The sequence below is a fragment of the Streptomyces sp. NPDC059003 genome (genome assembly GCF_042740445.1).
Classification (GTDB): domain Bacteria; phylum Actinomycetota; class Actinomycetes; order Streptomycetales; family Streptomycetaceae; genus Streptomyces.
Window position 1 is genome coordinate 33,402 of record NZ_JBHYJH010000015.1, and the last position, 12,959, is coordinate 46,360.

Annotated in this window: 9 protein-coding genes; all 9 read left to right on the plus strand. The window is 73.2% G+C overall.

The features are described from left to right. Positions 1-195: 195 nt before the first annotated feature. On the plus strand, positions 196-1,527 hold the full coding sequence (locus ACFWZ5_RS09220; RefSeq protein ID WP_384787528.1) for an ABC transporter substrate-binding protein: 1,332 nt from the start codon (positions 196-198) through the stop codon (positions 1,525-1,527). Beyond that, positions 1,527-2,492 (plus strand): carbohydrate ABC transporter permease, encoded by a 966-nt coding sequence (locus ACFWZ5_RS09225; protein WP_384787531.1) that lies wholly within the window; start codon positions 1,527-1,529, stop codon positions 2,490-2,492. Before ACFWZ5_RS09220 ends, ACFWZ5_RS09225 begins: the two co-directional genes overlap by 1 nt. Beyond that, positions 2,489-3,376 (plus strand): carbohydrate ABC transporter permease, encoded by an 888-nt coding sequence (locus ACFWZ5_RS09230; protein WP_384787534.1) that lies wholly within the window; start codon positions 2,489-2,491, stop codon positions 3,374-3,376. The genes ACFWZ5_RS09225 and ACFWZ5_RS09230 overlap by 4 nt, the downstream gene beginning before the upstream one ends. Positions 3,377-3,483: 107 nt before the next feature. Further along, entirely contained in the window at positions 3,484-4,212 is a 729-nt protein-coding gene (locus ACFWZ5_RS09235) for an alpha/beta fold hydrolase (protein ID WP_384787537.1), read from the plus strand. 71 nt (positions 4,213-4,283) lie between these two features. Then, complete coding sequence (locus ACFWZ5_RS09240) at positions 4,284-7,007, plus strand: AAA family ATPase (RefSeq protein WP_384787540.1); 2,724 nt, start codon at positions 4,284-4,286, stop codon at positions 7,005-7,007. A 148-nt stretch (positions 7,008-7,155) separates the two neighbouring features. Continuing rightward, positions 7,156-7,992 carry an alpha/beta fold hydrolase gene (locus tag ACFWZ5_RS09245; RefSeq protein WP_384787543.1) on the plus strand — a complete coding sequence of 279 codons (837 nt, stop codon included), beginning with the start codon at positions 7,156-7,158 and terminating at the stop codon, positions 7,990-7,992. A gap of 92 nt (positions 7,993-8,084) precedes the next feature. Continuing rightward, on the plus strand, positions 8,085-9,176 hold the full coding sequence (locus ACFWZ5_RS09250) for an LLM class flavin-dependent oxidoreductase (RefSeq protein WP_384787546.1): 1,092 nt from the start codon (positions 8,085-8,087) through the stop codon (positions 9,174-9,176). Continuing rightward, a complete protein-coding gene (locus tag ACFWZ5_RS09255; RefSeq protein WP_384787549.1) occupies positions 9,173-9,787 on the plus strand; it encodes an FMN reductase in 615 nt (204 codons plus the stop codon). The genes ACFWZ5_RS09250 and ACFWZ5_RS09255 overlap by 4 nt, the downstream gene beginning before the upstream one ends. Positions 9,788-9,880: 93 nt before the next feature. Continuing rightward, positions 9,881-12,847, plus strand: a complete 2,967-nt coding sequence (locus tag ACFWZ5_RS09260; RefSeq protein ID WP_384787552.1) for an AAA family ATPase — start codon at positions 9,881-9,883, stop codon at positions 12,845-12,847. The last annotated feature ends 112 nt before the right edge of the window (positions 12,848-12,959 follow it).

Consider the following 12,959-nt stretch of genomic DNA (forward strand, 5'->3'; position numbering starts at 1 on the left):
CCGGGCGGGGGCCCCCCCCCGCGCCGGGCCCCGGCCGGCGGGGGGGGCGGGCCGCCCCCCCCCCCCGGGGGGGGGGGGGCCCCCCACCGCCGCGCGAGCCCCACGCATCGAACGATTGGTCGATGATGTTCGAGCGCTGATAGCTTCGGCTCGCCCCCGGGAACGCTCTGGGGTGCGATCGGAGGAAGCACACCCATGAGGTTCGGCGCGAGGCTCGCGCTCGCCGTCATCACCCTCGTCGCCACGGCCACCGCCTGCGGTGCCCCGCACGGCCCCGGCTCCCGGCCCCGTGAGGCCAAGGACTGCGCACCGTACACGCGCTACGGCAAGCACCCCGGCACCGAGGTCGCCGTCTACGCGTCGCAACAGGACCGCGAAGCAGATCTGTTCGAAGAGACCTGGGCCGACTTCGCCGCCTGCACGGGCATCGACGTCCAGTACGAGGGCGACGGCGAGTTCGAGGCGCGGATCCAGGTCCGTGTCGACGGCGGGAACGCCCCCGACGTGGCGTTCTTCCCGCAGCCTGGCCTCCTGGAACGCTTCGCGCGCGCGGGCGACCTCAAGCCCGCGAGCAAGAAGATCGCATCCCTCGCGGAGCGGGGCTGGTCGAAGGACTGGAACAGCTACGCGACGGTGAACGGCACCCTCTACGGCACCCCGCTCGTCGCGAACGTGAAGTCGTTCGTCTGGTACTCCCCGAAGTTCTTCCGCGACAAGGGACTGAGCGTTCCGCGCACCTGGACCGAGCTCATGGACGTGACGAAGAAGGTCGCGGCATCGGGCGTCAAGCCGTGGTGCGCGGGCATCGAATCCGGCGAGTCGACCGGCTGGCCCCTGACGGGCTGGATCGAGGACGTCCTGCTGCGCCAGGCCGGTCCTGAGGTCTTCGACCGGTGGGTCGCGCACAGGATCCCGTTCAACGATCCACGAGTGATCAAGGCGATGGACACCGTGGGCTCCCTCCTCAAGAACGACCGGTACGCTAACGGCGGCTACGGTCCGGCCCGCTCCATGGCCTCGATCGCCTACCAGGACGGCGGCACGCCGATCGTCTCCGGCGACTGCGCCCTGCACCGCCAGGCCTCGTTCTACGCCGAACACTGGCCGGAGGGCACCGACATCGGACCGGACAAGGACGTGTACGCCTTCCTCCTGCCGGGGAAGGACCGGGCAAGACGGCCCGTCCTCGGCGGCGGGGTGTTCGCCGCGGCGTTCTCCGACCGGCCCGAGGTCCGGGCCTTCCAGGAGTACCTGGCGACCGCGGACTTCGCCACCGCGCGCATGAAGAACGGGCCGTTCGTCTCGGCGAACAAGGGCGTGAACCCGGACGACGCGTCCAATCCGATCGACAAGCTCTCGATCCAGCTGCTCCAGGACCCCACGACCCAGTTCCGGTTCGACGGTTCGGACCTGATGCCGGCGGCGGTCGGCGCGGGAACGTTCTGGCGGGGAGCCGTCGACTGGATCGGCGGAAAGGGCACGAAGGCGGTGGCCGACTCCATCGAACGGTCCTGGCCGAGCCACTGATGTCGTTCGATGTCGTCGCCCAGCAGCCCAAGCTCCTCCACCTCCTCCAGGGCGTCGCCGCGTTCGCGGCGGTGGTCTGCCTGATCCTGCTTGGGCTGCACCGGGGACCCTTCCGCAGGCGGGGCGCGGCCGTGCTGCTGCTGGCCCCCGCCCTGCTGCTGCTCACCGTCGGCCTGCTCCTGCCCGGCCTGCGCACCCTGCTCCTGTCGTTCAAGGACGGCGAGGGGGAGGCATGGGTCGGGTTCGACAACTACGTGTGGCTGGTCACCGACCCCGAGGCGCTGACCGCGCTGCGCAACACCCTGGTGTGGGTGGTCCTCGTGCCCCTGCTCGTGACCGCGGTCGGCCTGCTCTACGCGGCGGCCGTCGTGCGGTCGCGGCTGCGCGCGCTCGCCCTGTCCCTGCTCCTGCTGCCGATGGCCGTCTCCTTCGTCGGCGCCGGCCTCATCTGGAAGTTCGTCTACGCCTACCGGCCCGCGGACGCGGACCAGATCGGCCTGCTCAACCAGCTCGTCGTGGCGTTCGGCGGCGAGCCGAGACAGTGGCTCGTGGACTCTCCTTGGAACGTCCTGTTCCTGGTCGTGGCGATGGTGTGGACGCAGGCGGGCTTCGCCGCGGTCCTCCTCGCGGGCGCGATCACGGCGGTTCCCGGCGAGGTGGTCGAGGCGGCCCGGCTCGACGGCGCGGCGCCCCGGCAGATCTTCTGGCGCGTCACCGTGCCCCTGATCCGGCCCACGCTGCTCGTCGTCGTCCTCGCCGAGGTCATCGGCACCTTCAAGGCGTTCGACATCGTCAAGACCATGACCGGCGGCCAGTTCGACACGGGCGTCATCGCCCACGAGATGTACGACCAGTCCTTCCGCTACGGCCAGACGGGCCGCGGCGCCGCGCTCGCCGTCCTCCTCTTCGCCCTGGTCACCCCGGTCGTCGCCCACCAGGTCCGGGCACGGCGGAGCGCACGGTGAACCGCGTACGCGAGCGCCTGTCCTCGCGCGCCTTCTCGGTGGCCGCCGTGGTGATCGCGGTCCTGTGGACGACGCCGACCCTCGGCCTCTTCCTCTCCTCCCTGCGCCCCGAGGACGAGATCAAGACGACGGGCTGGTGGACCATGTTCGGCTCGCCGCACCTCACGCTCGACAACTACGGCGAGGTGCTGCTCGGCGGCGGCAACTCGTCGGGGCGGCTCGCCGAGCACCTCGTCAACTCGGTCGTCATCACCCTGCCCTCGGTGCTGTTCCCCCTGGTCCTGGCGTTCTTCGCGGCGTACGCCCTGGCGTGGATCGACTTCAAGGGCCGTGACACGCTCGTCGTCGGCATCTTCGCGCTCCAGATGGTGCCCCTCCAGATGGCGCTGGTCCCCCTCCTGCAGCTCTTCTCCGAGGGGTGGCTGTTCCTGCCCGCCTGGGACCTCACGGGACCGGCCCGGTTCAGCCACGTCTGGTTCGCGCACACGGCCTTCGCCCTGCCGTTCGCGGTGTTCCTCCTACACAACTTCCTGGCCGGACTGCCGCGCGACCTCATCGAGGCAGCCCGGGTCGACGGGGCGTCGCACGGGACGCTGCTGCTCCGGATCGTCCTGCCGCTCGCCGCACCGGCCCTGGCCGTGCTGGCCGTCATCCAGTTCATCTGGGTGTGGAACGACCTCTTGGTGGCCCTCGCCCTGTCGGGCGGCACGGCCGAGACCGCGCCGGTGACCGTCAGACTGGCGGGACTTGCCGGGACGCGGGGCAACGAGTGGCAGCGGCTCACGGCCGGAGCGTTCGTCTCGGCGTTCGTCCCGGTGCTCGTGTTCTTCTCCCTCCAGCGGTACGTCGCCCGCGGCCTGCTCGCGGGATCCGTCAAGGGGTGACCGCGAAGGCGGCGGGACCGCACACATGCTTCAGAGGTAGTACGTTCACGCGATGCCGAGCGCCGACGCGTGCGATGGACTGGGCGCCCACCGTCCAGGGAGCACCGTTGCACGCATCAGACCGGCCCACCATCGTCCTCGTCCACGGGGCGTTCACCGACGCGTCCTGCTGGGGCGCCGTCATCGGCCACCTCCACAGAGCGGGGCTGACCGTCCGCGCCCCCGCGAACGCCCTGCGGGGACCCGCCGCCGACGCCGAGCGACTCCTGCGCGACCTGGCCCGGATCGACGGGCCCGTGATGCTGGTGGGCCACGGATACGGCGGCGCGGTCGTGACCCGGGCCGGCGGCCGTGCCGCCAACGTCGTGGGCCTGGGCTACGTGGCGGCGTTCGCCCCCGATCAGGCGGAGAGCATCGCCGACATCGTGACCCGCTTCCGGCCCGCCCCCGGTGCGGACGCCCTCACCCGCGCCCCCGGGTCCCCCGACAGCGGCGGCTCCGCCCTCACCGTCACGGCCGACCGGTTCGCGGACGTCCTCGCCGCGGACCTGGCGGCAGAGCACGCCGCGGTGCGCGCGGTCTCCCAACGCCCCCTCACCGCGGGCGCACTGAGGGAACGCAGCTCCGACAGACCCGCGTGGGCCCTGCTGCGCAGCTGGTACGCCCTCGCCGTCGCGGACCGCATCATCCCGCCGCCGGCCCAGCGGTTCATGGCCCAGCGGATGGCGGCCACGGAGTACCCGATGGACGCATCCCACCTGCTCCCGCTCTCCCGGGCCGAGGCCCTTGCCCAGGTCATCGGGGCCGAGGCGGAACGGGCCGCCCTCATGACCTGACGTCGGCCCGGTCCGCGGCCGACCTATCCTCAGGGGGACCGCCGGGGCGGCGGTCCGCCGAGGAGGGGACCATGAGCGCACGGCTGAGCAGGCCCGGACTGCGCGGCCGAGAAGCCGAGCTGGCGCAGCTGCGTACCCTTGTCGAGGCGGTGGGGGACGGTGACGGCGGGGCGATGGCCCTGCTCCTGGGCGAGCCGGGCATCGGGAAGACCGTCCTCCTTCAGGAGACCGTCGCGATCGCGCGGGCCCACGGGTTCGTCGTCAGCCAAGGACGCGCCGAGGAGCTGCACGACCTCGCACCGCTTTCCTCGCTGGCCTCGGGCCTGCTCCACGGCGACCCGCCGCTGCTGTCCGCCAAGGACTTCGCGCACCTCGCGGGCCACCACGACCAGCGCGTCTGGCTCGTCGAACGGCTGGCCCAGCTGATCGAGGAGCGCTCGACGGGCACGCCCACACTGATCGCGATCGACGACGTCCAGTGGACCGACCCGCTGAGCCGGTTCGCGCTGAACGTCATGCCGGCCCGCCTGCTCACCTCCCCGGTCCTGTGGCTGCTCGCGGGCAGGGAGGACCCGCACCTGCGCGGCAACGGGCCGCGGCTGACGACGGTCCCCCTGCGGCCGCTGTCCGACGCGGCGCTCGCCGAGCTGGCCCGCGACGCACTCGGCGACCACGTACCACAGAAGGTCACCGAGCTGCTCGACGGGTCGGGAGGCAACCCGTTCCTCGCGGCCGAGATGCTGACGGGCATCGCGGCATCGGGCGTGGACGGTCCGGCGCCGCCGGAGGGGCTCGTCCTCGGCGTACGCGGCAGGCTGGCCGCGCTCCGGTCCGGCACCCTGGACTTTCTGCGGATCGGCTCGGTCCTCGGCCGCGCGTTCCACCTCGCCGACGCCGCGGCCCTGTGCGGCAGGACCGCGGCCGGGCTCATCGGCGAGCTGAACGAGGCGCTCGCCGCGGGGCTCCTCGACGACGACGGCGACCGCCTGGTGTTCCGCCACGACCTGCTCCGCCAGGCGGTGTACGCCGACCTCGCCCCCTCCGTCCGCCGGGCCCTGCACCGGGCGGCGGCGAGCCAGCTCGTCGCGGCGGGCCGGACCTCGGTCGACGCGGTCCCGCACCTGCTGAAGAGCGCCGAACCCGGTGACCACGAAGCGGTCCGGCTCCTTGGCAGGGCCGCCACGGACGTCCTCACCGTCATGCCCGACCTCGCCGCCGACCTGGCCCTGCGCGCCCTGGAACTGGTGCCGCCCCACGAACCGTCGGCGTTCGTCGCGGGGGAACAGGCCGTCACCGCGCTGACCCGCGCGGGCCGTTACACCCAGGCACGCGAGACCGGCGACGCGCTCCTCGCCCGACAGCCGCCCCTGGACGTCTTCGCCCGCCTGCAGTCCGTACTCGGCGACACGCTGTGGCACCTCGACGACATCCACGAGCTGACCCGCCGGTGCACGGCAGGACGTGCCGCCGTCACCGACCCGGCGATCTCCGCCCGCCTCACCGCGCGGCAGGCGCTGGCCCAGTCGCGCGGACGCGACCTCGACACCGCGCGCAGGACCGGAGAGCGGGCGCTCGCCGAGGCGGAGCGGTCCGGCGACCGGGAGGCCCGCGTCGTCGCGCTGTGGGGCCTCGGCGAGATCGCCCTCAACGCGGACACGTGCGCCGCCGCCGTCGACCACCACACGGCACTGAGCGCGTTCGACGCGGCCTTCCTGCCCGAGGAGGTCGTCGCACGGGTGCACAGGGACGACTTCGAGGTGGCCCGGCACCTGCTGGAGACGGCGGGCGACCAGCCACTGCGCCCCGCGATGCTGATGTGGGCCCAGGGAAGCCTGAACCTGGGGCTCGGGCGGCTCGACGACGCCGACGCCGACTTCGTCACCGCCGAACGGCTCGAAGCGGACATCGGCGTGCCCGGCAACCTGGTCAACATACGGGTCAACCGGGGCCGCCTCGCGCTGCTGCGCGGCGACCGCGAAGCCGCGCGGGCCCACCTCGACGTGATCAGAGCGGCCGTGGCCGGCCGGCCGAACACGGGGAACCACGCCGCCCACCAATATCTGGAGGCCGTCCTCGCCGACGCCGACGGCCACCACGCGGCAGCGGCCGAACGGCTCCGGTCCGCCCAGCGGGACCACCCCTTCGTCCGCTGGCGGATCCTGCGCACACGCTTCGTCGAAGCCGTGCAGATCGCCCTGCGCGCCGACGACCGGAGCCTGGCCGAGGACCTCGCGGCCCAGGCGGCCGGGCACGCGGCGCGCAACCCGTCCGTGCCCACCGCACAAGGGACGGCCGCCCACACGGCCGCCCTGGTGAACGCGGACACGCCACTCCTGGAGCGGTCCGTCCAGATCCTCCTGACGGGCCCGCGCCCCCTGCACCTCGCGGCGGCCTCCGCCGACCTCGGGCGGGCCCTGCTCAGCACGGGGGCCGCCGCCGCGATCCCCGCACTGACCAGGGCGTACGAGACGTACGCGCGAGCCGGAGCCGGCTTCGAGGCCGAGCGGGTCCGGACGGACCTGGACCGGGCCGTGACCCGCTCGAAGCGGCGCACCGCGGCCCGGCCGCGCCCCGCTCAGGGCTGGGAGGCGCTGACGGCGTCGGAGCGCAAGGTCGCCCGGCTGATCGCGGACGGGCACACCAACCGGTCGGCGGCGGCCGCCCTGGTCGTGTCCCCGCACACGATCAACACCCATCTGGCGTCGGTCTTCCGCAAGCTGTCGGTCACCTCACGGGTCCAGCTCACCCGGCTCGTGCTGGCGACGGACGACGCCCGGGCGAGCGCCGACGGCTGAGTTCCGGCCGCGTTGCGTGAACTCTGCGCCCACGGGCAAGGCGTGGTGCGCCCCGCGACAACAGGCGGCACCGCGGCGGCCCTAGCGTGAGGGCATTCAGCGCCGCGCCGACGCGCGGACCAACCGACCCGGAACGAGGAAGCGAACCATGCCGTACATCACCGTGGGCCAGGAGAACTCCACCGCCATCGACCTGTACTACGAGGACCACGGAACCGGGCAGCCGGTCGTCCTCATCCACGGCTTCCCGCTCGACGGCCACTCCTGGGAACGCCAGAGCGCCGCGCTGCTCGACGCCGGCTACCGCGTCATCACCTACGACCGCCGCGGCTTCGGCCAGTCGTCGCAGCCGACGACCGGGTACGACTACGACACCTTCGCCGCCGACCTGAACACCGTGATGGAGACCCTCGACCTGCACGACGCCGTCCTGGTCGGCTTCTCCATGGGCACCGGCGAAGTCGCCCGCTACGTCGCCACGTACGGCTCGGCCCGCATCGCCAAGGTCGCCTTCCTGGCCTCGCTGGAGCCCTGCCTGCTCCAGAGCGACGACAACCCGGACGGGGTCGCGCCGAAGGAGTTCTTCGACGGCGTGGTCGCCGCCGTCAAGGCCGACCGCTACGCCTACTACACCGGCTTCTTCAACGACTTCTACAACCTGGATGAGAACCTGGGCACCCGCATCAGCGAGGAAGCGGTCCGCAACAGCTGGAACACCGCGGCACGCGGCGGCTTCTTCGCCGCGTCCGCCGCACCGGCGACCTGGTACACCGACTTCCGCGCCGACATCCCGGCCGTGGACGTGCCCGCCCTGATCCTGCACGGCACGGCCGACCGCATCCTGCCCGCCGAGGGCACCGCGCGCCCCTTCCACCGGGCACTGCCCGCCGCCGAGTACGCCGAGATCGAGGGCGCACCGCACGGCCTGCTGTGGACCCACGCGCAGGAGGTCAACACCGCGCTCCTCGCCTTCCTGGCGAAGTGACCACGCCCGCCGGAGGATCCGGACAGGTTCTGTCCGGTCAGGTTCAGCCCGGACAGGTTCAGCCCGGACAGGTTCAAGAGAGCAGAGACCCCATGCAGTTCGGCATCTTCACCGTCGGGGACGTGACCCCCGATCCCACCACCGGCCGCACTCCCTCGGAGCACGAGCGCATCAAGGCGATGGTCGCCATCGCGCTCAAGGCCGAGGAGGTCGGCCTGGACGTCTTCGCGACCGGCGAGCACCACAACCCGCCGTTCGTCCCGTCGTCCCCGACCACCATGCTCGGCCACATAGCCGCCCGCACCGAGAAGCTGATCCTGTCCACCGCCACGACGCTGATCACCACCAACGACCCGGTGAAGATCGCGGAGGACTACGCGATGCTCCAGCACCTGGCCGACGGCCGTGTCGACCTGATGCTGGGGCGCGGCAACACCGGCCCGGTCTACCCGTGGTTCGGACAGGACATCCGCCAGGGCATCAACCTGGCCAAGGAGAACTACGCGCTGCTTCGCCGGCTGTGGCGCGAGGACGTGGTGGACTGGGAGGGAACGTTCCGCACGCCCCTGCAGGCCTTCACCTCCACGCCCCGGCCGCTGGACGGCGTACCGCCGTTCGTCTGGCACGGCTCCATCAGGTCACCGGAGATCGCCGAGCAGGCCGCGTTCTACGGCGACGGCTTCTTCCACAACAACATCTTCTGGCCCGCCGACCACACCAGACGCATGGTGCAGCTGTACCGGCGCCGCTACGCCCACCACGGCCACGGCCGCCCGGAGGACGCCGTCGTGGGCCTCGGGGGACAGGTCTTCATGCGGAAGAACTCCCAGGACGCCGTGCGGGAGTTCCGCCCCTACTTCGACAACGCGCCCGTGTACGGCCACGGCCCGTCGCTGGAGGACTTCACGGAGCAGACGCCGCTGACGGTGGGCTCTCCCCAGCAGGTCATCGACCGGACCCTGTCCTTCCGGGAGATGGTCGGCGACTACCAGCGCCAGCTCTTCCTGATGGACCACGCGGGCCTGCCCCTGAAGACCGTCCTGGAACAGCTCGACATCCTCGGCGAGGAGGTCGTGCCCGTACTGCGCAAGGAGTTCGCGAACGGACGCCCGGCCGACGTCCCGGACGCGCCGACGCACCCGGCGCGGGCCGCCGCCGCGACGCCTCAGGGAGCGACCGCGTGAAGCTGACCGTCGTCTCCGCGGGCCTGAGCACCCCCTCCTCCACCCGCCTGCTCGCGGACCGCCTCGCCGATTCGGTCCGCGGCGAACTCGCCGACCGGGACCACGCCGTGGCGGTCGAGGTCGTGGAGCTGAGGGAGCTGGCCGGCGCTGTCGCCGACCACCTCGTGACCGGCTTCCCGCCGGCGCGCCTCGCCGCCGCGATCGACGCGGTGGCGGGAGCCGACGGGCTGATCGCCGTGACGCCGGTGTTCACGGCTTCCTACAGCGGTCTCTTCAAGTCCTTCTTCGACGTGATCGACCCGGACGCCCTCACCGGGAAGCCGGTCCTGGTCGCGGCGACAGGCGGCACCGCGCGCCACTCCCTGGTCCTGGACCACGCCATGCGCCCGCTGTTCGCCTACCTGCGCGCCGCCGTGATCCCCACCGCCGTGTACGCGGCGTCCGAGGACTGGGGATCCGGGGGAGACGAGTACACCGAAGGGCTGCCCGCCCGGATCCGGCGGGCGGGCGGCGAACTGGCCGCGGTCATGGCCGCCCGCCCGGCGGGGACCGGGGCCGACGACGACGTCACCGCCCTCGAACGGCAGGTCGCCGACCTGCGCTTCGACTGACGCCGGACGGTCCTTCATACTGATCCGCCGTACCGCACGCGGATCCGAGCCTCATCCCGTGCGGCCCCGGCCGGCGGAGTGAGCGTGAACCGAGTGACCACATGGCCCCTTCCCGAGGACGGCGCCTCCGGGAGGGCGCCACTGCGCGGCAGGGAGGCGGAACTGGCGTTCATGGAGGAGCGGCTCGACGCGCTCGCCCAGGGGGAGGGCGGCGTCGCCCTCGTCGAAGGCCCCGCCGGCAGCGGCAAGTCCAGGTTCCTCGCGGAGGCGTCGGCGTCCGCGAGGCGGCGCGGGACGCGGGTGTTCCAGGGAGGAGCGGACCCCGAGGAACAGTTCGTGCCGCTCGCACCGCTCCTCGATGGGCTGCTCTCGGGGGAGGAGCCGCTGCCGGACGCGGCCCGGCTCCGGGACCTCGCCACGGTGCCCGGTCAGCGGTTCTGGCTGCTGCAGGAACTGGGGGACCGCTTGCAGGAGGCGGCCCGTGGACGGCCCCTGCTCATCGTTCTCGACGACCTCCAGTGGTGCGACGAGCTGACGCTCCTCACCTTCCACACCGTCGCGGCCCGGCTCGCCGCGCACCCGATCCTGTGGCTGGTGGCCGTGCGCGGCGGCAGCGTGCCGCCGAGCGTGCGCACGACACGGGACCGGATCCATCAGGGCGGCGCGCACGAGCTGACCCTGGGGCCGCTGGGGGACGAGGCGATCGCGCAGATCGCGGAGGACGTCCTGGGCGCGGTGCCCGACCGGGACGTCCTGCGCGTCGCCCGCCGCGCCCAGGGGGTGCCGCTGCTGCTGGTGGAACTGCTCGACGCGCTCCGGGACGAGGAGGTGGTGGCGATCGACAACGGCACGGCCCGGCTGACGGCCGAGCCCGTCCCCCTCCAGCCTCTGCCCTCCGTGGGGCGTCGTCTCGCCCTGCTGTCCGACGCGGCCCGCGAGCTCGTGGAGACCGCGGCCGCCGCGGGCCACCCGCTCACCGTGGGCCTGCTGGCCGAACTGCTCGGCAGATCGCCCGCGGCACTGATCACCGCGGTGCGGGAGTCCCTCGACGCCGATGTGCTGGTCGAAAGGGGTGACCGCCTGGAATTCCGCCACGCGTTGGTCCGCGAGGCGGTCGAAGCGGGGCTGCCCCTTTCCGTACGCCGCACCTTGCGCGGCCATGCCGCCGAGCTGCTGTCACAGCATGCCTCCCGGCTGCTGGCGGAGCACGCGGGTGCTCCGCCGGTGCCCGAGCATGCGCCTTCTCCGCCGGTGCCCGAGCATGCGGCCTCTCCGCCGCCTTCGCCGTACGCGGCGTCTCCGCTGCCGTCCGAGTACGCGGCCTCTCCGCCTGACACCCCCGCCCCACCGGCCGTCGGCGCGGGGCCCGGAGACCGGGCGGCCGTCGACCGGCTGCGCACCGCCGCGGCGGAACTCGCCGCCACCGCTCCCGGATCAGCCGCGGACCTCAGCCTCAGCGCACTGGAACGCACCGCGGCGGACGCCCCGGAACGGCCCCGGGTCATCGCCGAGACGATCCCGCTGCTCGGGCAGACGGGACAGGCGGCCCGCGCCAAGGACCTGGGGGCCGCGGCCTTGTCGACCGGTGGCCTCCGACCCGAGGACGAGGCCCGGATACGCCTCGGCCTGGCACGCCTGGCCGCCCAGTTCGACTTCTGTGAGGCGGTCCGGCAGGCCCGTGCCGGAGCGGCACTCCCCGGGATCCCGACGGCCCTGCGGGCTCAACTGCGCGCACTGCTGTGCCTCGGCCTGTCACTGTCGGGCGCCGACGAGGCGGCCGAGCAGGCCCTAGCCGAGGCGCTGGAGGCCGCCGAAGCGGCCGATGACCGCGCCTCCCGGGCCACCTTGGCGGTGGTCGAATCGGTCCTCCGCTTCCGCCGGATGGACTGGAGCGAGGCGCTCCGCCAGGCGGACCGGGCCATCGCCTTGGCCACCGGCCCCGGCACGACCCCTTCCCTGTGGATTCCCGAAGCTCTGTGGCAGGGCCTTCTGTTGAACGCGGCCGGCCGCTCCGCAGCGGCGCTCGCCGTCGCCGAGGCCGGTGTGCGGAGCGTACGGAGCCAGGGCCACACGGTCGCCACGCGCATGTGGCTGATGCTCCGCACCCGCGTGCTCCTGGACGCCGGACGCCTGACGGACGCGCGGGCCGACGCGGAAGCCGCGTACGCCATGACGGACGAGCTCGGCCCGGGCCACGTCGCCGACGTCGTGCTCCTGCCCGCGCTGTTGCGCACCGCACTCCACACCAACGACCAGCAGGCCGCACACCGGTACGCGGCGCAGGCCGGGCGGATGCGCACCGACAGCGCACCACTCGTCCGCGACACCGGCGCCTGGATGCTGGCCCTGCTGGCCGACTTCGAGGGTCGGCCCGACCGGGCCATGGCCGCCCTCGACGACGTGGTCGCGGCGCTCGACGCGCGGCGGCCGTTCCACGGCACTCCGGCCGACCCCGCCGACGCCCCCGTCCTCGTGCGCTGGGCGGTGCGGGCTGGCGCGCACGAGCCCGCCGCGCTCGCGGTCGCCGTGGCCGAGCGGCGCGCGGCGGCCAACCCGGACTTCACGCTCCTCGCCGCCACTGCCGCGCACGCCCGGGGCCTGCACGAGAACGACCTCGAGCACCTCCTGCGCGCGGTCCGGCTGTACGAGGACGGCCCTCGGCCGATGGCCCGGGCGTCGGCACTGGAGGACGCCGGACGCAAGCTGGCGGTCACCCGCAGGGCCGAAGCGGTGCCGTACCTGGACAAGGCCCTCGACCTCTACACGCGCGCGGGCGCCGAGCGGGACGTCGCCCGCGTCCGCCGACGCCTGCGCGCCGCGGGCGTCCGCCGGCGGCCCTCGACGGCCGGATACGCCAAGGAGTGGCCCGAGCTGACCGCGTCCGAGCTCGGCGTCGCCCGGCTCGTGGCGCAGGGCCTGACGAACCCGCAGGTGGCCGAGCGCCTCTCCGTCTCGCCGCACACGGTGAGCGCGCATCTGCGCCGTGCCTTCACCAAGCTCGACATCACCTCGCGCACGGAGCTGGCCCGACTGGTCGAGAGGCGCGACAACGGAGAGTAGTCCCTTCGTATCCCCTGCGCGTGCCGTGCCCATGGACGATTCGTGCGATGTGCCGGCGCTCTCGCGTCCTCAAAATGATCAAGAGCTGCGGAACGGCGAAGCCCTCCGCGGG